The sequence below is a fragment of the Cryobacterium sp. Hh7 genome (genome assembly GCF_004403155.1).
Classification (GTDB): domain Bacteria; phylum Actinomycetota; class Actinomycetes; order Actinomycetales; family Microbacteriaceae; genus Cryobacterium; species Cryobacterium levicorallinum.
In genome coordinates this window covers 1-23,623 of record NZ_SOHG01000054.1, presented here as the reverse complement: position 1 = coordinate 23,623, position 23,623 = coordinate 1, and the positions used below count along the sequence as shown (strand labels likewise).

Below are 23,623 nucleotides of genomic sequence, written 5' to 3'. Positions count from 1 at the left end.
CCATCCGCTCTTCGTAGGTTGATGATTAGTCTGTGATGGAAGATGCGGAGTCAGCGGGGTTCGGGGTGTGAACCCGGCGGCCCGGCGGGTGCAGCGCGTCTACCTGACCCTGATGCTTGGGAACACGCTCGCGGCGTCGTTCATCTGGGGCATCAACACCCTGTTTCTGCTCGACGCTGGACTGTCGAACTTCGAGGCCTTCGCCGCCAACGCGTTCTTCACCGTGGGCATGGTGATCTTCGAGATTCCGACCGGGGTAGTCGCCGACACCGTCGGGCGTAAGGCGTCCTATCTGCTCGGCACCATCACGCTGGTGGTCACGACCGGGCTGTACTGGATGCTCTGGCTCTGGCACGCGCCATTCGTCTGGTGGGCGATCGTGTCGGTGCTGCTCGGACTCGGCTTCACCTTCTTCTCCGGCGCCGTTGAAGCCTGGCTGGTCGATGCCCTCGCCGCGACCGGCTACACCGGCAGCCTCGAGGCCGTGTTCGGCCGCGGCCTCGTGGTGACCGGAATCGCCATGTTCTCCGGCTCCGTGCTCGGCGGGGTGATCGCCCAGGTCACCGACCTCGGGGTGCCGCTCCTGGTGCGTGCCGGGGTGCTCATGCTGATGTTCGTCTTCGCGTACATCGTGATGAAAGACCTCGGTTTCACCCCGGATCGCTCCGCCGGCCCGCTGAAAGCCACCCGCAACGTGCTCAGTCAGTCGATCGAGCACGGCCTGAAAAAGCGTTCAGTTCGTTACGTGATCTTTTCGGCGCCCTTCGCCGGCGGCGTCGGAATCTATGCGTTCTACGCCCTGCAGCCCTATCTGCTCGAGCTGTACGGCGACCCGACCGCGTACTCCATTGCCGGGCTGGCCGCGGCCGTGCTGTCCCTGGCGCAGGTGGCCGGCGGACTGCTCGCGCCGCGCATCCGCTCACTGTTTAGAAAACGCACCAGCATGGTCTTGGTGGCGTCGCTCGTCAGCGTCGGTATCCTGGTCGCGCTCGGCCTGAACAGCCTGTTCTGGCTGGCCGTCTTGCTATTGGTCGTCTGGGGCTTCGTGTTCGCCGTCGCCGGGCCGGTACGGCAGGCGTATCTCAACGACATGATCCCGTCGAAACAGCGTGCGACCGTGCTGTCGTTCGACTCGCTGTTCGGCAGCCTCGGTGGAGTGTTCATCCAGCCGGCCCTCGGCCGCGCGGCCGACCTGCAGGGCTACGGCACCTCGCTTGTGATCGGCGCCGTCGTCGAGCTCATCGGTCTGCCGTTCCTTCTGGCCAGCCGTCGCCAGCAGGATCCAGCTGACGCCCGCACCATCCAAGCGGATGCGGCGCCGCCCGCCGGCGATTAGCTCCCGTCGCGCACGTCCCGCAGAAAGCTGCGCACGTGCTCGCCCAGGATCACCTTGCCTATTTGCCGGTTGGTCGGTCCTCGCTCACCCTGGTCGCAGGGGCCGATCCCGTGCGCCTGCTGCTCGTCGGTGGTGAACCACTCGGTGAACAAAATCTGATGTGGTGGAACTTCGTCGGCCGCAGCCACGAAGAAATCGTCAGCTACCGAACCCAGTGGCAGACCGAGATCGGTGCAGCCGACGATGACGCCTGCTTCGACAGGGACGAGCTGCGCTTTGGCGCTTTTCCTGACGGCGAGCCCGCTCTGATCCCCGCGCCGCCACTGCCCACGGTGCGCCTCCGTTTCCGCAGTTAGCGGCATGGTCCCTAGTCAAGACCGCCATCTCGTGGTTGTCGACAGTGCTGGCTTCGGGAGTGCCGAGTAAGGGAACGCCTAGTTTTGGTAATCGTCGTGCGGGTGACCCGGTGTCGGGTCGGCCCCTCTGCGCTGGTCGAGCTGGTCGAGACCGCCATCCCGCGACTCGCCGCCGTCTACGGGACCAGCCACGGGCGGGCACAGCGTCGGCGGGTCGAGTTCGGGCGGTTCCTGCATGAGTGGGTTCTTGCTGGAGAGGGGGATGAGTGGCTGTTCAGGGTCGATCTGGATCGGGGGTTGCAGCCAGTACTCGCCGTCGCGGAGCCAGATCTTCCAGTGTCGGTTATGGAGCAGCATGTGATGCAGACTACAGAGCAGAATGGCATGATCAATGTTGGAAAGTCCCTGATCAGACCAGTTTGCGATGTGGTGGGCTTCTGCCCAAGAAGGGGGTTTTTCGCAGCCGGGCCAGCGGCATCCGCCGTCGCGCGCCGCGAGAGCACGGCGTTGCTCACGGTTGAAGAGGCGTTGGTCTCGTCCAACGTTGAGGGGTTGCCTGGTTTCGCTGAAGAGGATGCCGAGGTAGCCGGTGTCGCACAGGTGCCGGTCGATCGTCTCGGCGGATACCGGTGCAGGGTTGCCCTCGAGGTATCCGAAACGGGGTGGGTGCTGGCAGGTTCGGTACCGAGTAGGGTCTCAGTGCCCCTACGAGCTTCCGTCATCCGGCCCGTTCCGTTGCCCGCTAGCGTGTCGCTGGGCGCCTCGTCGGTGCGCTCGGTGCGCTCGGTGCTCGGGGCACCTGTCGCGCCCGTGTTGGCGGGTGCGACCGGAGCGGGCGCCATGGTAGTTGGCGCACCCGAGCGCGCGGCAGGGCCAGCGGTCGGAGCTAGGCCAGCGGCAGGGGCGGCATGTTCGGAGATAGTGGTGGGGCGGTCGTGTTCGGTGACGATGATCTGCACCACCGGTCGGCGACCGCCGAACAGGGTGTTGGGGTCGGCGTCGGCGCCGAGCTTGAGCAACTGGGTAAAGGAGTCCGCGGCGATCTGGTCGAGGGTGCGCGGGTCGTCCTTCACGCTCTGCGCCCAGGCGGCTCGTTCTGGGTCGACGAACCGCACCCCGCCGCGACGCGGGCTGGTCAGCGCGTCGTAGGTTGCCATCCACATTTCCCCCTGCTCCGGCGGAAACAGCGCATGCAGGGTCACCATGCCGTCGGCACGCCGCCACAGCGACCAGGTGGTGTCGTCGCGAGCCTGCTTCTCCCGCGCCAGAATGCCCGCCGCGTCGAGGTCGTCCCGCATGCGCCTGGCCCGTTTGTAGGCCTGCTCGGTGTTCATTCCCGGCGCCGCAACGAGCAACACGCGAAGCGCTGCGGCAAGTTTCTCGGGGGTGATCGCCTGATCCAACGTGCCCAGACCCCGCAGTAAGGCGTCGCCGACGCCGGGGGAGAATGTGCCGTCGGCGACGGCGTGCATGATCGGCGCCTGCCACGGCACCACCACCGGAACCAGTGGCGCTGCCGGTGCGAGCGGCGGAACCGGGCGCGGCACAGTCACGGGCAGCGGCGGCAGATCCGGGTGCAGCGCCGCCCAAGCCGCCGCCCGCTCTGCCTCGCGAGCGGCCTCCCGCTCAGCCTTCGCTGCGGCCTCTTCAGCGGCTTGGGCAGTCCGCTCCACCGCCCGGGCGGCGTCGGCCGCGCGGCGTTCAGCGGTTTCGGTCTCGCCCATGAGCACGCCGACGGCGACCAATCGGCCGGCCTCGATGCGGCTGAGGCCGATGGCGTCCTGCACCATCATGGTTGGGTTGCCAAACCCGTGCCGCGCCGACAAGCCCGACTGGCCCACCTCAGGTCGGGACCGGTGCGCGATCGTGCCCGCCAGCAGGGCTGCGACCGTGTTGCTCAGTCGCAGCAGCTGCGCAATCGGGCCACGCGCCGCGAGCACCTCGGCATCCGACAAGCCCGCGAATTCAGCGCTGGAGCCACCGAGCGCGGCGACAGCGGCCGCCGCCCGGGTGAGTTCCACAGCTACGTTGCTCATGATTCAACCCAACACCCGACCACCGACATTCCCGAGGAAGATTCATGCTTATAAGCACGAAACCGCCGAAATTCGCCAAAGAATACCCAAAGAAATGTTTTGCGGGCCGTTAGATAGCGGAAAATAACCGCACTGGGCACCCCGAACCGGTGTTCAGCACCAAAATCGCTCCCGGCGTTGGCCCACCCGAGGACGCTGGCCCGAACGACCTCGCCGGCAATTCACCTGCCCGGAGCCGCACGCGGACGGACAGACGTGATCGCGACTATCCAATAGCGGCAACCAAAAGGGTGCATCGCTCGATTTTGCGATGGCGCGGTCACCGGGTTGAACCGGACTGGACGCTGAGATGGCGCGCTGCTGGTGGGTGGCCACCGACATCCACTCGGCGAATTTGCTACCGAGTGATCTCGGGAGCACATGACTGCGCGCGGGTACGCTGTGGCGCATGAGAGCTGCCGTCTACCGCCGTTACGGACCACCGAGCGTCGTGCATGTGGAGTCGGTTCCGATGCCGGTGCCGCAAGCGGACGAACTTCTGGTTCGCGTGATCGCGAGCACAGTGAATCGCACGGACTGCGGCTTTCTGAGTGGGATACCGTATTTCGTTCGGCTGTTGATTGGGCTGCGGGCGCCGCGGGCGACGATTCTCGGCTGCGAATTCGCGGGGCTGGCGTCACATCATTCACGGTCGGCCAAAGGGTTTTCGGCTACAACGGCGTGAAATTCGGCGGCCACGCTGAGTACCTGACCATCGCTGAAGGCGGTCTCGTGGCCGAGATTCCGGCCTCAATGTCGTAGAGGAGACGTGCTGTTCCTGAAGTGGCTCGTCGGGACCGGCGAACTTCACCCGCTGTTCGACCGCAGTTACTCACACGCCCAGATTCGAGAGGCGTACCTCTACGTAACGGCCGGTCAAAAGATCGGCAACGTCGTCATTCACGTGCAGGACGAGATTTAGTTACGCGCGTCCCAGAAACCAGCGTGCACTTCGGCAGCCTCGGCGATAAGGGCCGGACCGGCCACGGTCACGCTGTTGCCGCCACGGGCGAACACCTCGCGGCAGGGCAGATCCATGGCGGCCTCGCCGTCTTGCAGCGGAACCATCGCCGCGAGCTGTTCTTCGGGCAGCCCATAGACAACGCGACCGATGCCAGCCCAATAGATCGCTCCCGAACACATGGCGCACGGTTCGGTGCTCGTATACAGGGTGCTCGAGCGCAGGGCGTCCCGGGCGAGCAGCGTCGCCGCGATGCGTACCAGGTTCATCTCGGCGTGCCCGGTCGGATCGCCAAGCGTCACGACGGTGTTCTGACCCTCGATGATGATGTCTTCGCTCGTGACGAGGATCGCTCCGAAGGGGTGGTTGCCCACTTCACGGGAGGCGCGGGCGACTTCGATCGCGTGGTGCAGATGCGCTTCGTCGGAACTGGATACCGTGCTGAGATCAGTCATGAGAGTCACTTTCTCAATGGGGGAAAGATTCAAGCCTAATCACCCTCGCAGCTACTTTTCGGCGGACTGACGCTCGCGGAAGGCGATCATGTTCATGCGGTTGCCGCAGCGCACACTGCAGAAACGCTTGGACCCGTTGCGGGACAGGTCGAGAACCAGGCCGGTGCAGGCATCCGCTTCGCAGATGCGCAAGCGACCCATTTCGTCGCTGCGGATCACATCGATCAACGCCAGCGCCGCCTCGACGCGCATGCGCTCGCCGAGCGGTGCTTCGGGCACGGTCGCGTGCAGATGCCAGTCCGACACATCGTGACGCGCGAGCTGGGGGAGCGCGCGAGCCTCGCGCAGCATGCGATTGACCTCGATCACCGCGTCGTCGCGGCCCAGGGTCCACACCCGACGGAGTAGGGCTCGAGTCTGCCGTACATCGCGCAGTTCGGCGTCATCCCCGTCGATGCGCCCGGTGAACGGAATCGGGGCGAGCAGCGCGGCGAGATCGGCGAGCGTTTCGAGCTCGTCTCGACCGCTGCGGGAGGCCCCTGCGTCGGTATCGCAGAGCATGACCACGAACTCGAGAGCCTCCTCGGTGTCAGGGGCAAAATGCAAGTTGACTCCTAATGCACTCGGTCGTACTGTCAGTGGTGTAAAGCAGTTTAGACCATGACAGAAGGGCGCCTCCGTGAAGCTGACGTCGATCCCCGGCGGCCTCGCCGTCGCGGTGCTCTCGGCCGTCTCGTTCGGCACCTCCGGCGCGCTCGTCAAGCCCCTGCTCGAGGCCGGATGGTCGCCGGCCGCCGCCGTCACGGTTCGCGCCTTCACCGCCGGACTCGTGCTGCTGCCCCTGGCCGTCATGGCTTTGCGGGGGCGCTGGGCCGCCCTATGGCTCGGGCGTTGGAGGGTACTCGGCATGGGCGTCGTCGGCGTGGCATGCACCCAACTCGCTTACTTCGCCGCCATTTCGACCATCCCGGTCTCGACCGCGCTGCTCATCGAATTTCTGGCCCCGCTCATTCTGGTCGGCGTCGCCTGGGCCGTTTCCAAGCGGATGCCCCGCCCGGCCGTGTTCCTCGGCTCGGCCCTCGCAGTCGGCGGCCTTGTGCTGGTGATCGGCCCCGGAGCGATCCAGGCGGTCGATCCGATCGGCCTGACCTTCGCGTTTCTCGCCGCGATTGGCTGCGCCGCCTACTTCTTCATTGCCGCGCGCCCGGACCGCGACCTGCCGGCCGTCGCGCTCGCGGCCTTTGGCTTGATCGTTGGCGGCTTCATTCTCGGTCTGCTCGGGGTTACCGGCTTGCTGCCGATCATGGCAACCTTTGGCGACCTGCCGCTGTTCGGCGCGCTGGCGCCGTGGTGGGTGCCGCTGGTGCTGCTCGTGCTCGTCAGCACCGCCGTCGCGTATAGCACCGGAATCACTGCGGCCGGCGTGCTCGGCTCCCGGCTCGCGTCCTTCGTCGGACTGCTCGAGGTCGTCTTCGCCTCGCTGTTTGCGTGGCTGCTGCTCGGCGAGCAGCTCAGCCCGCTGCAGTTACTCGGCGGGCTGCTGATCCTCGGTGGAATCGCTGCGGTGCGGTCCGAGCGCGCCGAGGCCCTGCCATCAATAGCGCCGCTCCATCACGACACCGCGGCCGCCGCCTCCGGGGAGGCGACGGCCGCGGCATCCACTCACTGAGTCGTTAGCCGTCGAACGCGACGAGGTGACGCTCGGAACCCTACCGGTCATGAGGGAGACTGGACTCATGTCCGATCTCACCCTGCGCGGCGGCGTCGGCAGCCGCATTGACAGCGAGATCGAGGTCAAACGGTCCCGGTTCCTGTGCCGTCTGGTGCGCACCGAAACCGAGGATGCCGCGCATGCTGCCGTCGAAGAAGCCCGCTCGGAGCACTGGAAGGCGCGACATCACTGCTCGGCGTTCGTCCTCGGGCCGGGCGGTGCTCCCGACCAGGTACGCCGCTCGAATGATGACGGTGAGCCGTCGGGAACGGCGGGCCGGCCCATGCTGGAGGCACTGGCGGGGCGTGGCTTCGTCGACTGTGTGGCCGTTGTCACGCGCTATTTCGGCGGCACCCTGCTCGGTGCCGGCGGTCTCGTGCGCGCCTACTCCGAGGCCGTGCTGACCACGATCGACTCGGCGCACTCCCGGGGGCTCGTCGTGGGGCGTGATCGCCGTGAACTGTTCACGCTCGCGCTGTCCCACGCGGATGCCGGTCGTATCGAGGCCGAACTGCGCCAGCGGGGCGTGCTCGTGCTCGGCACAGACTACGGTCGCGAAGCGGTGCTCCGGCTGGCCGATGATGACCCCGAACGGCTCGCCGCGGTCGTGGCGGGGGTGATGGCCGGAAGCGCCGAACTCGAGTCGGTCGGCCACGAATGGGTCGACGTCCCGGCATGACCATGCCATTCGATCCGACTTGCGGCCGGGACGGCTGGCGTCAGGCGAGACCGGCGTCGTGGATGCACCTGGCGATGTGCACCCGGTTGGCCGCGTCCAATTTTGTGAACAGATGACCGACGTGGGTCTTAACCGTCGCGACGCCCATGAACAGCTCGGCGGCGATCTCGGCATTGGACAGCCCACGCCCGATCGCGATCGCCACCTCGGTTTCGCGTTCGGTGAGTCGACCGAGCAAGGCTTGGGCGCGCTGCTGCCGGTCGTCCGGCGCACGAATCACCCTCGCGATGAGCTGTGCAGTGACGCTCGGGGAAAGCATCGGGTCCCCGTTTGCTACCCGGCGTATGGCGGCGACGAGCTCGGCCGGTGGCGTGTCCTTCAGAAGAAAACCCGCTGCACCGTGCCGTAGCGCGGTGAGCACCATATCGTCCGTGTCGAAGGTCGTCAGCACGATCACCCTGGCCGGATCGCCGCGCTCCTGCAGGGCGCGGGTGGCCGCAAGACCATCCATTCGCGGCATACGGATATCCATGAGCACCACGTCGGGCGCCGCGCGGCCGATGAGTTCCAGCGCCGCGAGCCCGTCGCCGGCCTCCCCGACGATCTCGATCGCCGGGTCTCCGCCGAGGATCAGGCGCAGGCCGGTTCGCACCAAGGCGTCGTCGTCGGCGAGCACAACACGCACGGTCAGGTCCATGGCAACCATGCTTGCAGAAGAAACGAGCCATCCGGTTCGATGCCGTGCCTTATCCGGCCGCCAGCGAGTTCGGCGCGTTCCTGCAAACCGATCAGGCCGACGCCGCTCCCGGTTGCGTCGGTCCAGCGTGACCGAATGCTGGGGGTGGCGACCTCATTGCGCACTTCGAGGTGCAGCAGGTCTTCGATGCGCTCGAGCCGTAGGGCGACCGGCTGACCCGGCGCGTGTTTGCGCGAGTTGGTGAGTGCCTCCTGCACGAAGCGATAGGCGGTGCGGGACACGGTTTGAGACGGCCCCGGCGTTACCTGGTCTGACCCGGCCGAACCGGGGGCATCCGTTTCATCGAGTGTCACCGTTGTGCCAGCCGCGCGCGCCTCGGCCAGCAGTGCAGGAAGGTCAGCCAGCGTCGGCTGGGCCGGTTCGGGGCGCCCCGCCCCAGTAGTGGCTTGCCCGCCGCGCAACACGCCGAGCACCTGCCGCAGCTCGGTCAGGGCGAGGTGGGCGTTGTCCTGGATGATGCCGGCTGCCTGCGCCGTCTCCTCCCGCGTGAGGTCCGTTCGATACGTCAATGCGCCAGCGTGCAGGGCGACGAGGGAGATGCGGTGCGCGAGTACGTCGTGCATTTCGCGTGCGATGCGGGTGCGCTCGGCGTCGCGGGCTGACGCGGCGCGAAGTGTCTGCTCTCGTTCGGCGTTTAGGGCACGCTCGCGGAGGGTGGCCAGCAGGTCGCGGCGCGCTCCGATGTAGAACCCGGTGGCCACGCAAATGGCGTAGATGGCGATCGCCAGACCACCGGATGCCCACGGCGCCGGATAGAGAGTGAGATCGGCCAGGCTGGCCCGCACGATCATCTCGTAGAAGACGGTGGCCAGGCCCCAGATTACGCCGACGACAATGACGCCTTTCCAGCGGCGCCGGGTGCTCATCGAAATGGCAGCCCAGATGGCTGCCGCGAACGAGGACGCCGACACGGCCGACAGCGCAGCGGTCACGGCGGCGATCAATACCGGGTGCCGGCGACGCAGCGGGAGCAGGCACAGCGCGACCGCGCCGAGGACGAAGTCCAGAAGGATCAGACCGCCGAGCAGATCTTCCGACACCTGGGCGTCGGAGAATGCCCCCGAATAGTCGGCGAACACCAGAACCAGGATGACAAAGGAAGCCAGGGCGGTCGCGAGGTACCGCCAGATGCGCGACCAGGGCCGCAGTCGCGGAGCCTGTGCGGAGTCGATTGCGTTGGTTTCGGTGGGAGGGGGCCGGGGGATCATTCTCCCCAGCGTACGGTCGTGCTTCCAGCCCGGCCTCCACCCGTGGTCTGCTTCGCCTGCAACTAAAAGTGGAGACGACGAAGACCCCGGGGCCGATCCGCCCGGGCGGGGCCGCCGCAACCATGGAGGAATGATCAACGCAGTACAAACTAGCGAAGCCTTGGAACGGAGTAGGTCATGATCCCGGGAATTATGGTCGTCTGTGAAATTGGGTTCTGGGCTGTCATCGTGCTTGGATTGTTCGCCCACTACATTCTCAAATCGCCCCGCTTCGGTCTCGCCCTGCCCTCGATGGCTCCCGTCATCGACCTCGTGCTCCTGATCACGACCGCCGTGCATCTTCGGTCGGGGGCCGAGGCGGAGTGGGCTCATGGACTGGCCGCAGTCTATGTCGGCTTCTCGGTCGCGTACGGCCATCAGATGATCCGCTGGGCTGACATCCACTTTGCCCATCGGTTTGCCGATGGTCCGGCGCCTATTCGGCTTTCAGGGGCGGATTACACCCTGGCGTGTTGGAAGGACATGGCACGCACCCTTCTCGCTGCGGCGATTTCTGCCCTCGTACTGGTGGGCTTGGTTTGGTTGGTCGGCAACGCCACGCAGACATCAGAGTTGCAAGGCTGGTATCGAATCCTGCTGCTGATCTGCGGCGTTGAGTTGTTCTGGGCTGTGTCCTATACGATCTGGCCCCGCCCTATCACTCAGCGTTCCGCAACCGCCTGCACACCAGTGCGATAGCGCAGTCACATGAGTTGCACCGGCGCCGGATCGTCCATTGTTGGCGGGTTCAGCACGACCTCGAGGGCGTCCTCCCGGTTGAGCGACCCGGGAAAGTTGTAGCGGGCGAAGCGCCCGGTGGGGTCATTGGGCGACTGCGGCACGACTATCGACGATCGCCGCACAATATCGGCGACGACCGCGGTGACCGCGGCGGAGGGGGTCTGCCCCTTGCGACCGCGCAGACGAACGGATGCCCGCGGGCCGCCGGCGGCGCCGAACCGGAGTGTGAGCATGCGGGTGTGCGAGCGCTTGAGGTCGAACAGATCGAGGCGGGCCCAAGTGATGTCGGCCAGCGGCACGACGCGGCGACCCGAACGCAGCTCGTCGGTGTCGAAGTTCACCCAGGGCTGCGGGTAGCGCAGTCGCTGCACGAGATACAGCACGAAGAACACGGGCAGGAACGCCCCGACGGCAATCAGAAATCCCCACCAGGGCGAAATGTCGAGGATTTGAGTGATCGCGTTCCCGAGCTGAAGCGGCGCGATGACCGCGAGAACGCCGGTCCATGGGGTGGTAGCGAAGGTGCCCCACCAGCCTGCCCGGTCGAGTCGCAGCCAACCGTGGGGGAGCGTCGCAGAGTTCGGCGCGGTCGTTTCACTCATGCTTGCAACGTATCAGTCGGCTCGCTTTGCGGCTCCGCCAGGTCAGGGCCGCGTCGGTGCGCTTGATTCCTCGGCAGGATTTGTCAGCTCGGCAATGCCATGGAGCGTTTGTTGGCACCTCGCCCGAGAGGTGCCAACAATGGCCCCATGGCAGCCGCACTGCACATGTGAGGGGCCAAGAAAAGCCCCTTGGCGAGCTCTGAAGGGGCGTTTGTTGGCACCTCACGTGGAACGGGAATGGGCCAAGGGGCGTTTGTTGGCACCTCGGCGCGACGCACCACAAATCCTCCACGATCGGGGTTAAAGAGGACAAGTTCCGCTGAGAGAAAGGACGGATGCCGTTGCCCGATGATGCCGTACCCCACGTAGCGGATGTCGCATGAATCTGACCACTGCGCGGGAGACCGCACTCGCCCTGATGGCGACCCACGGCCTTCGGGACATGGGCTGGACGTTCACGTTCGACCGGGCCACCCAGCGCCTCGCGCTCTGTAACCACCTCACTCGCACAATCCGGCTGGGCGAAACCTTCGCTCGCTCTGCCGAGAAAGATGAGGTCACCCAGGCCCTGCTGCACGAGATCGCCCACGCGCTGGTCGGGCCGATTCAGGGACACAACGCCGTTTGGAAACGCATGGCTCTTTCACTCGGGCACTCGGGGGAGCGCACGGCGCGCAATCCCGCGCACGACGCGAAGGAGGCCGCCCAGCTGGCCGTCGCACGAGCCCTGGCGCCGATCCGGGCGGACGTGACCAGCGGGCCGCCCGCGGTGGGGGACCTCGTTATTTCCGAAGATGAGCGCACCAGCGGTCTGATCATTTCGGTGGCTCGAATGCAGCAAACGGCAGCGCCACGCGTTCCCGGCCGCGAGCGCTGGCAGACCCAAGGTTCGCCCCGCCCCGCGCTGGCTCTGAGCCGCCCGTCTCGATTCGCCCGCCGCAACTGCGGAGACTGCGAGCGAATGGGGCGGAATCTGCTTGGGGGCACCAAGCGAAAACCTCCGCGGGGACCGAGCGCCAGCTCGCGCAGGGCTACCTCAGGATGGTCTGAGCAGCAGGCTGCACCCTTTTGGTAGTCTCGGTGCCATGTTCATTCGCCCGTTCACGGTGCTCGACGGAGAGGCGACCCGCGACGTGTTCCTGCGTGCCATTCGAGTCACCGCCAGCAGCGAATACACGCCCGAACAAATCGCCGCGTGGGCTCCGCACGACATGGATATCTTCGCCTGGACCGCCAAACGAGCACGGACCTCGACGGTGGTTGCGACCAGCGACGACCACGTCATTGGATTCACTGATCTCGACGACCAGGGTTACATTGACATGCTCTTCGTTCATCCCGATTTCGGTCGGCGTGGCGTCGCTTCGGCGCTGCTGGCCAGCGCACTCGAACGGGCCGGTGAGCTGGGTCTCGCCGAGCTGTCGACCAACGCCAGTCTCATCGCGAGGCCCATCTTCGAACGGTTTGGCTTTGTCGTTCTGGAGCAGCGATACCCCGTGCTCGCCGGCGTGCGCCTGACCAACTTCAGCATGCGCCGTTCGCTGGCCGCCCCGGCGACCTCATGACGGGGAAGAAAGACCGCAGCGACGCACGGTTGAATGTGGCCAGATACCAAATTGAGCGGATGCTGCCGCCCGAGCCGGCAGACAGGCCTGCGTCGTCGGAGAACCAGCCCGAGCAGAACACGACAGGGCAATCCATGATGGAAGCCCGCGCCCAGTACGTTGAAATGGCCATTCAACAGGCCATTCGCCGCGGAGAGTTCGACAACCTGCCCGGGGCCGGCAAGCCGCTCACCAACCTCGACCGCGGCTACGACCCGGACTGGTGGATCCGCCAGAAGATCGAGAGCGAGAAGATCACCGGGCTCGGGCCGCCCGCCCTCACCCTGCGCGCCGAGAACACCGAGCTCGACGCCCGGCTGGATGGCGCACAGTCCGAGGCTGCGGTGACCGAGATTCTCAACGATTTCAACAGTCGCGTCGTGGCCGCACGGCGGCAGTTGCAGGGCGGGCCGCCGGTGGTCACGCCCACCCGCGATGTGGCCGAACAGCTGTCGCTCTGGCGGGAGCGCCGCGCCGTCCGCAGCGAGGCAGCCCGGCAGCAGCGCGAGCAGGAGGCAGCGGCGCTCGCCGCCATGACCTGGCGCGAGCGCCGCCGCGCCCGTTCGCGCTGACTTGCAGCACGTCGGTCGTTGGCAGCTAGAGGGCGCTTCCTGGTTGGCCGATGCTGACGGATGTCGGTACTCGCGCAGCAGCGTCGCGTAACGTTGGACAGCCCACCAGAAAGCCGCACGATGACGAACAGCCCGACGCACAGCCCGACGAACACCCCCGACACCGGCCTGACCGCCGCGAGCACCGAGGCCCTGAGCGTGCGCGCCCTGTACGAAATTCTCGAACAGCAATTCAACGGCAAGACCTGGTCGCTGAACGAAATGGCGATCGGATACACCAACGATGTCGGCTACATCGGCCGCCTGCTGCTCGCCCACGACGGAACCTGGCCGATCGACGGCGACGCGACCGCCGAACTGAAACACAAGCTGGCGGAATCGCTCTGGTGGACCTTCGTGCTGGCCAGCAAGCTCGACATTGATATCGACCAGGCGTTCAGTGAGACCATGAGCACTATTCGCACCAACCTGGAAGCCACAATCGAACGAACCGCGCTTTAGGGAAACATTCCTGCGCCTCAAGCGTTGGGTTTCACATGAAGACGATTGTGTATAGCGAAACCGGTGACCCGTCCGTGCTCCACTTGGTTGATCGGCCGGTGAGTGAGCCCGGAGCCGGCGAAGTGCGCGTGCGAATCGCGGTGGGCGGGGTGAATCCGACCGACTGGAAGTCGCGCCGTGGCGCGCGCCCGGGGGAATCCCTCGCGTTCCCTGACGTGGTCCCGAACCAGGACGGTTCCGGGCTCGTCGACGCGGTCGGCTCCGGTGTCTCGAATGTGGCCGTCGGCGATCGCGTCTGGCTCGCCCTCGCCGCCTACCAGCGGGCCGCCGGCGGAACCGCCCAGGAATACGCCGTACTCCCGGCAGAACGCGTCTTTCTGCTGCCCTCCTCGGCGAGTTTTGACCAGGGCGCGTGCCTTGGTGTGCCAGCGATCACCGCTTACCGGGCGCTTACTGTCGCCGAGGATGGACCGCGGCGGCTGCATCCCGGCGCGCTCGACGGCAGGATCGTGCTCGTCGCGGGTGGTGCAGGCGCCGTGGGCCATGCCGCCATCCAGCTCGCCCGCTGGGCAGGAGCGACCGTGATCACGACGGTGAGCGGGCCGCCCAAGGCAGCGCTCGCGGCGGCAGCCGGCGCACACCATGTGCTTACCTACACCGCCCCCGATGTCGCCGCTGAAATCCGAGCCATCGCACCCGACGGCGTCGACCTCATCGTCGAGGTAGCCCCGGCCCAGAACTCCGAACTCGACCTGGCGGTCATCCGTAACCGCGGATCGATCGCCGTCTACGCCAACAACGGCGGCGACCAGATGACCCTCGACGTGCGTAAACACTTCAGTCTCAACGTGCGCTACCAGTTCGTACTGCTCTACACAGTGGGCATCGAGGTCGTGCAGCAGGCCGCTGCCGCCATCAATGAAGCCCTTGTTGACGGCGCTTTGCCCGTCGGATCGGATGCGGGACTGCCGCTGCACCGCTTCGAACTGGCCCACACCGCGGATGCCCACGCCCTCGTCGAAAGCGGGGTCACCGGAAAGGTGCTCATCGACGTATCGCGGGCCTGACAGCGCGAAAGCCCCCTCGCCGCGAACGGTGAGGGGGCTTTCGAATTCAGACTCTAGTACTCGCGGCGCGGAGCGCGCGGCGGGCGGTCGGCCTGCTCGGCGGAGCGTGAGGCTCCGCCCTTGTCGGCACGCAGCTCGATCAGCTTGCCGCTGATGCGGGTGTTCTCCAGCTTGGAGAACACGTCGCCCGCGAGGTCAGCGGGAAGTTCGACCAGGGAGAACTCCGGCAGAATCTTAATGTGGCCGAAGTCGTCGCGGCTCAGGCCACCCTCGTTGGCGAGGGCGCCGACGATCTGACGCGGCTCCACCTTGTGACGCTTGCCGACCTCGATGCGGTACTGGGCCATCGGCTTGCCGCTGGAGCGAATCGGGCGTTCGCTGCGCACCGGACGATCGTCGCGGGCGCCGTAGCTGCCCCGATCGTCCCGGCTGCCACGGTCGTCGCGACCAAAACGGTCTGAGCGGTCGGGTCGGTCCGACCGGCCGCCGCGCTCCGGACGATCGCCGCGCTGCTCGGAACGTTCGACCCGCTCATCGCGTTCGAGGCGCTGCTGGGCGCGAACATCCTCGGCTGAGAGCAGCAGGGGCGTCTCACCCTGTCCGACCACGGCGAGGGCCGCAGCCACATCGACCTCGGGCACGTCGTGGTGCGACACGTAGTGCGCGATGATGTCGCGGAACTTGCTGATCCGGTCGGTCTCGTCGAGCGCCGCGGTGATGGCGTCATCGAAGCGCGTCAGGCGCGTCACGTTGACGTCCTCAACGCTCGGCAGCTGCATCTGGGTCAGCGGCTGGCGGGTGGCCTTCTCGATCGCGGAGAGCAGGCGACGTTCGCGCGGCGTGACGAAGCTGATCGCTGCGCCCGAGCGGCCCGCACGGCCGGTACGGCCGATGCGGTGCACATACGACTCGGTGTCGATCGGAATGTCGTAGTTGACCACGTGGCTGATGCGCTCGACGTCGAGGCCGCGAGCGGCGACATCCGTTGCGACGAGAATGTCGAGCTTGCCGCTCTTGAGCTGGTTGATGGTGCGTTCGCGCTGCACCTGCTGCACGTCACCGTTGATCGCCATGGCGGAATAACCGCGCGCACGCAGCTTCTCGGCCAGCAACTCGGTCTCGTTCTTGGTGCGGGCGAAGATGATCATGCCCTCGAAGTTCTCGACCTCGAGAATGCGGGTGAGCGCATCGAGCTTCTGCGGGTACGACACCATCAGGTAGCGCTGGGTGGTGTTCGCGCTGGTCGTGGTCTTGCTCTTGACCGTGATCTCTTCGGGATCGTGCAGGTACTTCTTGGAGATGCGGCGAATCTGAGCCGGCATCGTGGCCGAGAACAGTGCGACCTGCTTGTCGTCCGGGGTATCGGCGAGAATCGTCTCGATGTCCTCGACGAAGCCCATGTTCAGCATCTCGTCGGCCTCATCGAGCACCAAAAACTTCAGCTCCGAGAGGTCGAGGGTGCCCTTGGCGAGGTGGTCCATGATGCGACCGGGAGTACCGACGACGATGTGCACCCCACGGCGCAGGGCCGACAGCTGCTGGCCGTAGCCCTGTCCGCCGTAGACCGGCAGCACGTGCACGCCGCGCATGTGGGCGGCGTACTTCTCGAACGCCTCACAGACCTGCAGCGCGAGCTCACGCGTGGGCGCAAGCACGAGGGCCTGCGGGTTCTTCTGGGACAGGTCGAGCCGGTTCAGAATCGGCAGCGCGAACGCGGCCGTCTTGCCGGTGCCGGTCTGGGCGAGTCCGACAACGTCGCGGCCCTCCAGCAGCGGGGGAATAGTGGCGGCCTGAATGGCCGAAGGGGTTTCGTAGCCGACGGCTTTGAGCGCCTTGAGCATGGCGTCATTGAGTCCGAGATCGGCAAATGTCTTGGTTGCAGTGGCAGTTTCTGCCTCGTTCTGCGCTGTGGTGTCTGGTGCGGTCATAGTACCAACGGTAGTCGAAGACAGGGCCCCCGGTGTAAAGGCTCGTCGACGACCCTTAAAGCGGATGCCCGGGGCCGCAGCATCCGCTTTCTTCCGCCGACGTCTGCTCGTCTGGGCCATCCGGACCGCGGCCAATAGGCTCGGTATCGGACCGGTCTGGAAACGGTGGACGGCGGTCACCCCGGGGCTAGTTCACAGCACGGGCGCCTCTGTGAGACTGGACCCATGGAACAACGCGTGAACTTCATTACCCTGGCCACGAGCGGCCTCGAGGCCGTACGCACGTTTTATCGCGACGGCCTCGGCTGGACGCCGCTCGTGGACGTTCCCGGTGAGATCGTGTTCTTCCAGGTCGGACCCGGCCTGATGCTTGGGCTCTTCGATGCCGAGAAATTCGACGCAGACCTGCAACGCGAACACACGACCACCGGCGCGACCGGCGTCACCCTCTCGCACAACCTCGACAGCCGGGACGAAGTCACCACAACGGTTGCGGCGATGGCGGTCGCCGGCGGTACCGTACTCAAGCCCGCTCAGGACGGCGCGTTCGGCGGCATCTTCCACGGCCACGTCGCCGACCCGAACGGCGTCATCTGGGAGATCGCGCACAACCCCAGCTGGCACGTCGACGACGATGGAACCGTCTCGTTCGGCTAGGGCCTAAGCCTTCAGGAACGCGATTGCCGCCTCGCGAAAGGCGCGTGACGTTGGCGCGTTGAAGTGATTGCGGCCCGGAATCTCAAAGAAGCCACCGTTCGGCGTCACCTCGGCCAGCGCGCGCGATGCATCCAGAATGCTGTCTTCGCTTCCGGTCGCGAACAGCAGGGGCTGCTCTGGGGCGTTCGCAGCGCCGGGCTGCGGGCCGCCGCGCATACCCTCGACCAGGGCGACGAGGGCCGCGAGATCGTTGCCCGGCAACGCCTTCGCCATCGTGAGGTAGGCGCCGGTGAGCCGGTCGGTGACGTCGGCTCCGTGTTCGAGGTGGGCGCGGGCATCCGCTATTTGAAAGCGTTTGAGCGGGTCACCGTCGGGGATTCCGCCAAGAACGGCGTGCGTGATGCGGCCGCCGAGATCGCGGGCGGCCTGCCAGCCGACCCGTGCACCGAGTGAGTAGCCGACGTAGCGCACCTCGGTGAGCAGGTACGCGTCGAGTACGGCTTCGACGTCGGCGACGAGCAGCTCCATCGTGTACGCGTCGGGGGAGTGCGGCTTGTCGCTGGCGCCGTGGCCGCGCTGGTCGATGCCGATCACGTGAAAGCCAGCCCGGGTCAGGTCACGGGTCCATCCCGTGGCGTGCCAGTTGGCGATCGCACTCGAGGCGAAGCCGTGCACGACGAACACGGTCGGGTGCTCCGGGTCGCCGAGCTCGTAGGTGGCGAGCTGCACGCCGTCCGGCGACAGAACGAAAAGGTGCTCGGGGGCGGTTCGGTGCGACATTCCCCCATTTCACCACGGATGCCGCGGCGCCGGTTTCCCAGGGTCGCCCGCGCTGCCCTACCCTCAGCCCTGCGCGGAGACTATTCGGCCTGCTCGCGGGGATGGTCAGCTGACCGGGAGCAGGGGGGATTGCACGATGACGACGCCCCACGCCGTCAGCGTGGCCGGTGTTGGTGGCTGAATCGTGACTTTTTCACGCTCGAGGGCAGCCGCCGGTTACGCTGGAAACACATTTTAGCGAGCGGGAGCACTCAGTGAACGAGAACACATCCGGGCCCAGCCCGCAGGTCATCGCGGGCGTTTTCGACCTCGCCCGCGACGGCTTGACCGGTCCGCTGGGTGAAATGCTCGACGCCGGGGTACCCATCAATATGGTCAACCCGCGCGGAGACACGCTGTTGATCGTCGCGGCCTATCAGCAGCACCCCGAGACCGTCGCGGACCTGCTGCGCCGCGGGGCGGACGCATCCGCAATTAATGCGATGGGTCAAACCGCCATCTCGTGTGCGGTCTTTCGCAACAATGAGGCGATTCTGAAGTTGCTCCTCGAAGCGGATGCCGACCCTCGCCTCGGCACACACAGTGGCGTCGCCATCGCCGACCAGTTCGGGCTGCCGCGCATGCGCGAGGTCATCGAGTCGTACCCGCGCGACTGAAAGCCAGGAAGGGCGCCTCCCGAAGGGGAGACGCCCTGGCTGCTAAGCGGTTTGGTTAGCGGCCGAGTCCGAGATCGCCGAGAACGTCGTTGACGATCGAGTCGACCGAGCCGTCGATGTCACCGCTGTCGATGTCGCCGCCATCAACGCCATCGATGTCGGTGCCGTTACCGGCGTCGACCGGAGCCTCGATCGGTGCGACCACGTCGGTGCCGTTCCCGACGGATGCGTCATTGCCGACCTCGTTGCCCGAGGCGACATCGCCGATGTCGTTCGTGAGCGAGTCGTCAATGAGGGGGCCGTTGACGACGCCACCGTTCAAGGTGCCACCGTTGCCGACGCCGCCGACGGAGGCGTCGTTGCCGAGCACACCGTTGCCGGTCGCCTCGTTGCCGGAGAAGTTGAACAGGTCACCGATGATGTCCAGGCGGTTCTGTTCGGAGGAGTTGTCGGTGCTGGTGCTCGTCGTGGTGCTCGTGCTGTCGCCGGTGAAGGCCTGCGCGGGAGCGACGAAACCACCGATGATGAGAGCGGATGCCGCAGCGCCGGTGATTCCCAGCGCCGTGATCTTGCGAACGTTCGTGTGCTTCGTGATCGTATTCATGAGAGCTCCTAATCGTTGTTCTGTTCCAGCCTCGAGTTGTTTTCGGGCCGCACAGATGGTCCGGAGCCCCGGCGATCCGGGTTTGGTCGACTCCCCCACAACGGGGGCCGTGAACCGTACGGCACGCTCATGTTGCGAGCGCAGATCGCCGCGACGAGCGGCATCCACTCGCCGTCGCGGCAAAACCTGAGAAGACGCTGGCAGCCGCACTCTGAAAGAGAGGCAGTGCCGGAAGCGGCAGCAGGCAGGATGGCAGCACCTGCGGTGGCTCAACTCCCAAGTGGCCCAGTGGCAGGAGGTTCGGTCGGTCCAGCCAGGCGAGCACCTGCGGTACGCATATGCGTCACCATTGCGGTGGCGGCCGCTTCGGAATCACCCGCGGCGATAGCCTCATAGACGGCGATGTGTTCCACAATGGCCAATCTTGCGTGCTCGTCGTCTTGAACAGACCGGTCCGACCAGACACGCAGGAGCGAGCGGATGCTCTGCAGCAGATCCAGAAGTACCGTGTTGTCGGTGCTCTGCGCCAGTTCCAGATGAAACTGGAGATCAGCTTCGACGAACGCCGAGAGGTCGGCTGCGGACAGTCGCATTTTCTCCAGATGGCCGTGCAGACGCGCGATCGCAGCGGGGGGCATCCGTTCGGTGGCGCGATCGGCGTCTGCGGATCCGACGTTCATTTCTGGCATGATGGTCGTCTTGGCGACTGGATCGTTGATGAGCCCCTCGTCCTCGGACACGAATCGGGCGGTCGAATCGTTGCCGTCGAGCGAGCCATCGACCCGGAACGGGTGGGTGAACGTGTGTCCATTCTTGAGCCCCTGTCGGTAGCGATCGCCACCGCCCAAAAGGGCGGCATGACCATCGGTACCAGTGTTCTCATCACCGGTGCCGGTCCGATCGGCATCATCACCGCGCAGGTCGCTCGTGCCTATGGGGCCAGCGAGATCATCATCTCGGATGTGAGCCCCGCACGCCGAGCGCAAGCGCTGCTCTTTGGTGCGACCCGGGCAAGCGACCCGCTCGTTGAAGACATCGCGACGCTGGGACTCGCGGTGGACGTATTTGTGGATGCCTCGGGTGCAGCGAGCGCCGTGCAATCGGGCCTGCGAGCCGTTCGCGCCGGGGGGAGTCGTCGTGCTCGTGGGAATGGGCGCGGGGGAGATTGCCCTGCCGATTTCCGTCATCCAGAACCGTGAACTCATCGTCACGGGCATCTTTCGGTACGCCAACACCTGGCCGACGGCCATCGACTTGGTGAGTCGGGGCCTCGTTGATCTGGATTCCCTCGTCACCGGCCATTTCGACCTCGACCAGGTTGAAGCTGCCCTCCGTTCGACGACACAACCGGGTGTTCTGAAATCCATCGTGACCCCCAACCCGACCGCGCGATGACGGCGGCACCTGAGCGACCGGTGCTCCTGCCGAGCAACCAGCCAGCGAACCGGTTCTACGCCGGTGGGCCCAAAATTCGCGCCTTCCGGCACGAGGAGGGAAGCATTGATCATGTTCCCGAAGATTGGGTTGCATCGACCACGACGATTTTCGGTGAGAAGGACATTGGGCTGACAGAGCTTCCGACCGGGGAACGACTCCGCGACGCTGTTCTCGGCGACCCGGTCGGTTGGTTGGGCCGTGACCACCATGCACAGTTCGGTGCCGGTGTCTTTATCGTTGAGGTGCAGGAGCCCGAAGACATGTCCGTGCTGCTGGAATGGAAAGGCTTTGCGATCGATGGACCGCGGCACGGTCACCTCGGGATTGGTGTCGCGAAAGCTTTGGAGGCGACCGACCGTCAGGGGTGGTCATTGGCGGAGCTCGAAACGCTCCTCGTGCACGCTGGCACCGGCGGGCACACCCTGGTGCCGCAGGCCGGATCCTACTTTCGTGCGGAACACAGGTCGGTAGCGGGGGAGACCGTGCTCGAGGAAGGCTTCAGCATTCTCGTGATTCTCTCCGGGAGCGGGCAGCTCACCGCGGCGAACGGCTCCCACGTCGTTCTCGCCCAGGGGCTCACGATCCTCACGCCACACAACATCGGTGAACTCACCATAACCGGTGAGCTGACGCTGCTGCGGTGTCGTCCGCCGATGCCCGATCAGGCGCGATAGTCCGATCTCATCCGAGGAGCAGCGGCGGCGTCAGCCGAGTAGGTCGACCACGCGGTCGCGCAGCAGGTTGCTGCGCTCGGTGAAGCCGCGCTGCCGGCGCACGTACTCGGCCTTGCCCGCGGCAGTTTCGACCGCTACCGGCTCATAGCCCCAGGCGCTCAGGTCGTAGGGGGAGGCCTCCATGTCGAGCTGGCGGATGTCGCGCGCAAGCTCGAAGGCGTCCAGCAGGACCTCCCCGGGAACCAGCGGGCCGAGCTTGATCACCCACTTGTAGATGTCCATGCCGGCGTGCAGGCAGCCCGGCTGCTCCAACGTCGGCTGATTCTCCCGCGACGGTTGCAGCTGATTGAGCGGCAGGGCCGCCGGGGTGAAGAACCGAAACGCATCGAAGTGGCTGCAGGCCACGCGGTTGCCGTCGACGACGGCGTCGGTGTCGCTCTGGCCGAGGCGCAGCGGCGCGACGTGCCGGTGCTCACCCTGACGGTAGACCATCGCCCACTCGTGCAGTCCGAAACAGCCGAAGTGGGCTGGCCGCTGCCGGGTCGCGGTGAGGAGTGTTCCGATGAAGCGGATGACGCGCTCATTTTTCGCGGAGAAGGCGGCGGCATCCACTTGGCTGGCGCTGCCCGTGCTGCGGTACCACTTCCACGTTGCGCGGGGCAGATCGGCCGCGCCCTGGAGCAGCACGCCGGCGCCGGGATGCCAGCGGCGCAGCAGGCCCGGACGAAATGGATAGTAGGTGAACAGAAAATCGTCGACCGGATGTGTCTGGCCGGTTGCCGCGCGCTCTCGGCGGCCGCGAGTGAAGGCGTCGGCGCGTTCCTCGTGAACCTGCGCGAGGCCCCGCCACTCGTCGGTCTCGAGCTCCTGGGTCTGGTCAGTACGTCGCACCCGTCGACACTACGCCGTCAACCCTGAAGATGCTGGCTGCCAAGGGCGATGGCAGTCAGCAGGATGCCTGGCGCTGGAACCTCTACATCAACGTCGTCATCGCCGGGGTCGCCTCGGCGATGGTCAACACCAGCCAGCAGATCGGCGGTTCCCTCGGAACGGCGTTGCTCAATACCCTCGCCGCCCCTGCGGCCACCCACTACGTCGCCGATCACCTGCCCGCAACGGCCGCGTTTGCCGCCCAGGCTGCTGTTGACGGCTATGCCGTGGCTTACTGGTGGGGTGCAGGGTTCTTCTTGGGCGGTGCGATCATCGCGGCCTTGCTGTTTCGTCGCATCGGGCACGGTATCTCGCTCCGCCACTGACCTTTGCAGAAAGTGGACACCGCGACCGGGGCGTTGCGCCCAGCGCGGTGGCGCTTACTTTTCCCAGTGGGGTTTCTCGGCTGGGGTGGCGGCGCGGTTTTGGCCGGCGGGGCGCCAGGTTTGGGTGGGGTCGAAGATGAGGGGGCCGCGGACCCAGGGGCGTCCGTGTCGCATGTCGATGTTCCATCCGGATGTTTCGATGCTGGCATGGCCGGCGGTGCAGATGAGAACGGCGTTGTCGATATTTGTCAGACCGCCCTTACTCCAGGGAATAACGTGGTGAGCCTGCGTGAGGTGCGGTGGCACGGTGCAGCCGGGGATGACGCAGCCACCGTCACGGGCTGCTAATGCTCGGCGTTGGCTGTTGGTGAAGAATCGGTTGGTGGTGCCGAGGTGCACAACCTGACCCTGGTGGCCGAACAACACGGGCTGATACCCGCCGGCGCAGACGAGTTCGTCGACTTGTTTGACGCTGAGGGGGCCGTCGATGCCGTCGATCCAGCCGGCGCCGCGCCCGGCGAGGAGGTCGTCGATGTGGATGTGCACCAGCACCGTTGGTGCCGCGCCGCCCATCGTCGGGGTTCCCGGCTGTCGAGCGGCCGCTTCGAACACCGCGCGGAGGATCCCGGCCTGCTTCTCACCGATCGAGCGGATGTCGCCGGGTTCCTGCGGGCAAGGACTGAGCACCTGGCCATCGCTTGCTCCCGTCTGCTCGTCGCGGCCTGCGTTCTGGCCGTGCTGGCTGTCGGTCTGCTGGTCGGTCTGCTTGTCGGCTTCGCAGTGCTCTGCCGGTGTGTGGTTCTCGGCCTGGTCGCCACCGTCAGTGTCGGCGGCAGCTGCGAGGCCGTCGCTGCCATCGATGCTGGTGCTGTCCGTGTCGCCTTCAGCGGACGGTTCGCTCGCGCGGAACGCGACTGTGGCGCGCGGAGCAGCGCCGGGAACGGGGTTGGCGGCAGCCGAAGACAGG

General features: G+C 66.1%; 29 protein-coding genes. 17 read left to right on the top strand and 12 right to left on the bottom strand.

What is annotated here, in order from left to right:
* The first annotated feature begins 67 nt into the window (after positions 1–67).
* Together E3T43_RS15010 and E3T43_RS15005 are read left to right on the top strand one after the other, a co-directional pair.
* Complete coding sequence (locus tag E3T43_RS15010) at positions 68–1,336, top strand: MFS transporter (RefSeq protein ID WP_134473018.1); 1,269 nt, start codon at positions 68–70, stop codon at positions 1,334–1,336.
* Positions 1,337–1,371: 35 nt separating this feature from the next.
* Positions 1,372–1,692, top strand: a complete 321-nt coding sequence (locus E3T43_RS15005) for a pirin-like C-terminal cupin domain-containing protein (protein ID WP_134473017.1) — start codon at positions 1,372–1,374, stop codon at positions 1,690–1,692.
* A gap of 176 nt (positions 1,693–1,868) precedes the next feature.
* On the opposite strand, the gene E3T43_RS19330 is transcribed toward E3T43_RS15005, so the two are convergent.
* Positions 1,869–3,728, bottom strand: a complete 1,860-nt coding sequence (locus E3T43_RS19330) for a hypothetical protein (RefSeq protein ID WP_241979025.1) — start codon at positions 3,726–3,728, stop codon at positions 1,869–1,871.
* A gap of 808 nt (positions 3,729–4,536) precedes the next feature.
* On the opposite strand from E3T43_RS19330, the gene E3T43_RS18850 reads away from it, so the two are divergent.
* Positions 4,537–4,689: a hypothetical protein gene (locus tag E3T43_RS18850; RefSeq protein ID WP_166789508.1), complete on the top strand. Its 153-nt coding sequence runs from the start codon at positions 4,537–4,539 to the stop codon at positions 4,687–4,689.
* Here the strand turns inward: E3T43_RS18850 and E3T43_RS14995 are convergent.
* Together E3T43_RS14995 and E3T43_RS14990 are read right to left on the bottom strand one after the other, a co-directional pair.
* Positions 4,686–5,183, bottom strand: coding sequence for a nucleoside deaminase (locus E3T43_RS14995; RefSeq protein ID WP_134473016.1), 498 nt, complete (start codon positions 5,181–5,183; stop codon positions 4,686–4,688). The two genes, E3T43_RS18850 and E3T43_RS14995, sit on opposite strands and share 4 nt — an antisense overlap.
* 51 nt (positions 5,184–5,234) lie before the next feature.
* The gene (locus E3T43_RS14990) at positions 5,235–5,789 is read right to left on the bottom strand and encodes a CGNR zinc finger domain-containing protein (RefSeq protein WP_174844355.1); all 555 of its coding nucleotides are present in this window, start codon (positions 5,787–5,789) and stop codon (positions 5,235–5,237) included.
* Between the two features lie 73 nt (positions 5,790–5,862).
* Between E3T43_RS14990 and E3T43_RS14985 the strand changes: the two genes are divergently transcribed.
* Together E3T43_RS14985 and E3T43_RS14980 are read left to right on the top strand one after the other, a co-directional pair.
* On the top strand, positions 5,863–6,852 hold the full coding sequence (locus E3T43_RS14985; protein WP_134473015.1) for a DMT family transporter: 990 nt from the start codon (positions 5,863–5,865) through the stop codon (positions 6,850–6,852).
* Between the two features lie 67 nt (positions 6,853–6,919).
* Positions 6,920–7,573 carry a YigZ family protein gene (locus tag E3T43_RS14980; protein ID WP_134473014.1) on the top strand — a complete coding sequence of 218 codons (654 nt, stop codon included), beginning with the start codon at positions 6,920–6,922 and terminating at the stop codon, positions 7,571–7,573.
* Between the two features lie 40 nt (positions 7,574–7,613).
* Here E3T43_RS14980 and E3T43_RS14975 read toward each other — a convergent pair whose 3' ends face one another.
* Complete coding sequence (locus E3T43_RS14975; protein ID WP_134444014.1) at positions 7,614–8,270, bottom strand: response regulator transcription factor; 657 nt, start codon at positions 8,268–8,270, stop codon at positions 7,614–7,616.
* Entirely contained in the window at positions 8,261–9,538 is a 1,278-nt protein-coding gene (locus tag E3T43_RS14970) for a sensor histidine kinase (RefSeq protein WP_134473013.1), read from the bottom strand. Before E3T43_RS14970 ends, E3T43_RS14975 begins: the two co-directional genes overlap by 10 nt.
* Positions 9,539–9,715: 177 nt before the next feature.
* Here E3T43_RS14970 and E3T43_RS14965 point away from each other — a divergent pair, with 177 nt between their 5' ends.
* The gene (locus tag E3T43_RS14965) at positions 9,716–10,276 is read left to right on the top strand and encodes a hypothetical protein (RefSeq protein WP_134473012.1); all 561 of its coding nucleotides are present in this window, start codon (positions 9,716–9,718) and stop codon (positions 10,274–10,276) included.
* A 5-nt stretch (positions 10,277–10,281) separates the two neighbouring features.
* Here E3T43_RS14965 and E3T43_RS14960 read toward each other — a convergent pair whose 3' ends face one another.
* The gene (locus E3T43_RS14960) at positions 10,282–10,920 is read right to left on the bottom strand and encodes a hypothetical protein (RefSeq protein ID WP_134473011.1); all 639 of its coding nucleotides are present in this window, start codon (positions 10,918–10,920) and stop codon (positions 10,282–10,284) included.
* A gap of 379 nt (positions 10,921–11,299) precedes the next feature.
* On the opposite strand from E3T43_RS14960, the gene E3T43_RS14955 reads away from it, so the two are divergent.
* The 5 genes from E3T43_RS14955 to E3T43_RS14935 all read left to right on the top strand — a co-directional run bounded on the left by E3T43_RS14955 (position 11,300) and on the right by E3T43_RS14935 (position 14,664).
* Complete coding sequence (locus E3T43_RS14955) at positions 11,300–11,995, top strand: SprT-like domain-containing protein (protein ID WP_166791345.1); 696 nt, start codon at positions 11,300–11,302, stop codon at positions 11,993–11,995.
* Positions 11,996–12,005: 10 nt separating this feature from the next.
* Positions 12,006–12,485 (top strand): GNAT family N-acetyltransferase, encoded by a 480-nt coding sequence (locus E3T43_RS14950; protein WP_134473010.1) that lies wholly within the window; start codon positions 12,006–12,008, stop codon positions 12,483–12,485.
* Positions 12,482–13,096: a DUF1992 domain-containing protein gene (locus tag E3T43_RS14945; RefSeq protein WP_134473009.1), complete on the top strand. Its 615-nt coding sequence runs from the start codon at positions 12,482–12,484 to the stop codon at positions 13,094–13,096. The genes E3T43_RS14950 and E3T43_RS14945 overlap by 4 nt, the downstream gene beginning before the upstream one ends.
* 120 nt (positions 13,097–13,216) lie before the next feature.
* Positions 13,217–13,597 carry a hypothetical protein gene (locus E3T43_RS14940; RefSeq protein ID WP_241979024.1) on the top strand — a complete coding sequence of 127 codons (381 nt, stop codon included), beginning with the start codon at positions 13,217–13,219 and terminating at the stop codon, positions 13,595–13,597.
* A gap of 35 nt (positions 13,598–13,632) precedes the next feature.
* On the top strand, positions 13,633–14,664 hold the full coding sequence (locus E3T43_RS14935) for an NADPH:quinone reductase (RefSeq protein WP_134473008.1): 1,032 nt from the start codon (positions 13,633–13,635) through the stop codon (positions 14,662–14,664).
* Between the two features lie 53 nt (positions 14,665–14,717).
* Here E3T43_RS14935 and E3T43_RS14930 read toward each other — a convergent pair whose 3' ends face one another.
* A complete protein-coding gene (locus tag E3T43_RS14930; protein WP_134444010.1) occupies positions 14,718–16,592 on the bottom strand; it encodes a DEAD/DEAH box helicase in 1,875 nt (624 codons plus the stop codon).
* Between the two features lie 225 nt (positions 16,593–16,817).
* Here E3T43_RS14930 and E3T43_RS14925 point away from each other — a divergent pair, with 225 nt between their 5' ends.
* Positions 16,818–17,249: a VOC family protein gene (locus E3T43_RS14925; RefSeq protein ID WP_134473007.1), complete on the top strand. Its 432-nt coding sequence runs from the start codon at positions 16,818–16,820 to the stop codon at positions 17,247–17,249.
* A 3-nt stretch (positions 17,250–17,252) separates the two neighbouring features.
* Here the strand turns inward: E3T43_RS14925 and E3T43_RS14920 are convergent, their stop codons facing one another.
* Complete coding sequence (locus tag E3T43_RS14920; protein WP_134444007.1) at positions 17,253–18,029, bottom strand: alpha/beta fold hydrolase; 777 nt, start codon at positions 18,027–18,029, stop codon at positions 17,253–17,255.
* 254 nt (positions 18,030–18,283) lie between these two features.
* On the opposite strand from E3T43_RS14920, the gene E3T43_RS14915 reads away from it, so the two are divergent.
* The gene (locus E3T43_RS14915; RefSeq protein WP_198414379.1) at positions 18,284–18,685 is read left to right on the top strand and encodes an ankyrin repeat domain-containing protein; all 402 of its coding nucleotides are present in this window, start codon (positions 18,284–18,286) and stop codon (positions 18,683–18,685) included.
* 55 nt (positions 18,686–18,740) lie between these two features.
* Here E3T43_RS14915 and E3T43_RS14910 read toward each other — a convergent pair whose 3' ends face one another.
* Together E3T43_RS14910 and E3T43_RS19795 are read right to left on the bottom strand one after the other, a co-directional pair.
* Positions 18,741–19,289, bottom strand: a complete 549-nt coding sequence (locus tag E3T43_RS14910; protein WP_134473006.1) for a hypothetical protein — start codon at positions 19,287–19,289, stop codon at positions 18,741–18,743.
* 269 nt (positions 19,290–19,558) lie between these two features.
* Positions 19,559–19,927, bottom strand: coding sequence for a FadR/GntR family transcriptional regulator (locus tag E3T43_RS19795; protein WP_134473005.1), 369 nt, complete (start codon positions 19,925–19,927; stop codon positions 19,559–19,561).
* Between E3T43_RS19795 and E3T43_RS14900 the strand changes: the two genes are divergently transcribed.
* From E3T43_RS14900 to E3T43_RS14895, 3 genes are read left to right on the top strand one after another with little or no spacing between them, the layout of a single operon-like run.
* Complete coding sequence (locus E3T43_RS14900) at positions 19,826–20,488, top strand: zinc-binding dehydrogenase (protein ID WP_370449983.1); 663 nt, start codon at positions 19,826–19,828, stop codon at positions 20,486–20,488. The two genes, E3T43_RS19795 and E3T43_RS14900, sit on opposite strands and share 102 nt — an antisense overlap.
* Entirely contained in the window at positions 20,427–20,684 is a 258-nt protein-coding gene (locus E3T43_RS19325; RefSeq protein ID WP_241979022.1) for a hypothetical protein, read from the top strand. The genes E3T43_RS14900 and E3T43_RS19325 overlap by 62 nt, the downstream gene beginning before the upstream one ends.
* Positions 20,681–21,400 carry a hypothetical protein gene (locus E3T43_RS14895; protein ID WP_134473004.1) on the top strand — a complete coding sequence of 240 codons (720 nt, stop codon included), beginning with the start codon at positions 20,681–20,683 and terminating at the stop codon, positions 21,398–21,400. The genes E3T43_RS19325 and E3T43_RS14895 overlap by 4 nt, the downstream gene beginning before the upstream one ends.
* A gap of 30 nt (positions 21,401–21,430) precedes the next feature.
* Here the strand turns inward: E3T43_RS14895 and E3T43_RS14890 are convergent, their stop codons facing one another.
* Positions 21,431–22,291, bottom strand: coding sequence for a 3-methyladenine DNA glycosylase (locus E3T43_RS14890; RefSeq protein ID WP_134473003.1), 861 nt, complete (start codon positions 22,289–22,291; stop codon positions 21,431–21,433).
* Positions 22,292–22,320: 29 nt separating this feature from the next.
* Here E3T43_RS14890 and E3T43_RS14885 point away from each other — a divergent pair, with 29 nt between their 5' ends.
* Positions 22,321–22,656, top strand: coding sequence for a hypothetical protein (locus tag E3T43_RS14885; RefSeq protein ID WP_174844354.1), 336 nt, complete (start codon positions 22,321–22,323; stop codon positions 22,654–22,656).
* A gap of 54 nt (positions 22,657–22,710) precedes the next feature.
* On the opposite strand, the gene E3T43_RS14880 is transcribed toward E3T43_RS14885, so the two are convergent.
* Positions 22,711–23,623 (bottom strand): HNH endonuclease signature motif containing protein (locus E3T43_RS14880; RefSeq protein WP_134473002.1); only part of this gene is annotated, 913 nt, incomplete at its 5' end.

What these genes read in the sequence shown, in the direction of transcription:
- E3T43_RS14900 (WP_370449983.1), top strand. Translation starts at nt 19,826, where the DNA reads ATGAAACTGGAGATCAGCTTCGACGAACGCCGAGAGGTCGGCTGCGGA.
- E3T43_RS14935 (WP_134473008.1), top strand. Translation starts at nt 13,633, where the DNA reads ATGAAGACGATTGTGTATAGCGAAACCGGTGACCCGTCCGTGCTCCAC.
- E3T43_RS14945 (WP_134473009.1), top strand. Translation starts at nt 12,482, where the DNA reads ATGACGGGGAAGAAAGACCGCAGCGACGCACGGTTGAATGTGGCCAGA.
- E3T43_RS14895 (WP_134473004.1), top strand. Translation starts at nt 20,681, where the DNA reads ATGACGGCGGCACCTGAGCGACCGGTGCTCCTGCCGAGCAACCAGCCA.
- E3T43_RS14955 (WP_166791345.1), top strand. Translation starts at nt 11,300, where the DNA reads ATGAATCTGACCACTGCGCGGGAGACCGCACTCGCCCTGATGGCGACC.
- E3T43_RS14965 (WP_134473012.1), top strand. Translation starts at nt 9,716, where the DNA reads ATGATCCCGGGAATTATGGTCGTCTGTGAAATTGGGTTCTGGGCTGTC.
- E3T43_RS14970 (WP_134473013.1), bottom strand. Translation starts at nt 9,538, where the DNA reads ATGATCCCCCGGCCCCCTCCCACCGAAACCAACGCAATCGACTCCGCA.
- E3T43_RS14980 (WP_134473014.1), top strand. Translation starts at nt 6,920, where the DNA reads ATGTCCGATCTCACCCTGCGCGGCGGCGTCGGCAGCCGCATTGACAGC.
- E3T43_RS14995 (WP_134473016.1), bottom strand. Translation starts at nt 5,183, where the DNA reads ATGACTGATCTCAGCACGGTATCCAGTTCCGACGAAGCGCATCTGCAC.
- E3T43_RS14950 (WP_134473010.1), top strand. Translation starts at nt 12,006, where the DNA reads ATGTTCATTCGCCCGTTCACGGTGCTCGACGGAGAGGCGACCCGCGAC.
- E3T43_RS14885 (WP_174844354.1), top strand. Translation starts at nt 22,321, where the DNA reads ATGCTGGCTGCCAAGGGCGATGGCAGTCAGCAGGATGCCTGGCGCTGG.
- E3T43_RS19795 (WP_134473005.1), bottom strand. Translation starts at nt 19,927, where the DNA reads ATGCCCCCCGCTGCGATCGCGCGTCTGCACGGCCATCTGGAGAAAATG.
- E3T43_RS14975 (WP_134444014.1), bottom strand. Translation starts at nt 8,270, where the DNA reads ATGGACCTGACCGTGCGTGTTGTGCTCGCCGACGACGACGCCTTGGTG.
- E3T43_RS14940 (WP_241979024.1), top strand. Translation starts at nt 13,217, where the DNA reads ATGACGAACAGCCCGACGCACAGCCCGACGAACACCCCCGACACCGGC.
- E3T43_RS14910 (WP_134473006.1), bottom strand. Translation starts at nt 19,289, where the DNA reads ATGAATACGATCACGAAGCACACGAACGTTCGCAAGATCACGGCGCTG.
- E3T43_RS14930 (WP_134444010.1), bottom strand. Translation starts at nt 16,592, where the DNA reads ATGACCGCACCAGACACCACAGCGCAGAACGAGGCAGAAACTGCCACT.
- E3T43_RS19330 (WP_241979025.1), bottom strand. Translation starts at nt 3,728, where the DNA reads ATGAGCAACGTAGCTGTGGAACTCACCCGGGCGGCGGCCGCTGTCGCC.
- E3T43_RS14920 (WP_134444007.1), bottom strand. Translation starts at nt 18,029, where the DNA reads ATGTCGCACCGAACCGCCCCCGAGCACCTTTTCGTTCTGTCGCCGGAC.
- E3T43_RS14925 (WP_134473007.1), top strand. Translation starts at nt 16,818, where the DNA reads ATGGAACAACGCGTGAACTTCATTACCCTGGCCACGAGCGGCCTCGAG.
- E3T43_RS14960 (WP_134473011.1), bottom strand. Translation starts at nt 10,920, where the DNA reads ATGAGTGAAACGACCGCGCCGAACTCTGCGACGCTCCCCCACGGTTGG.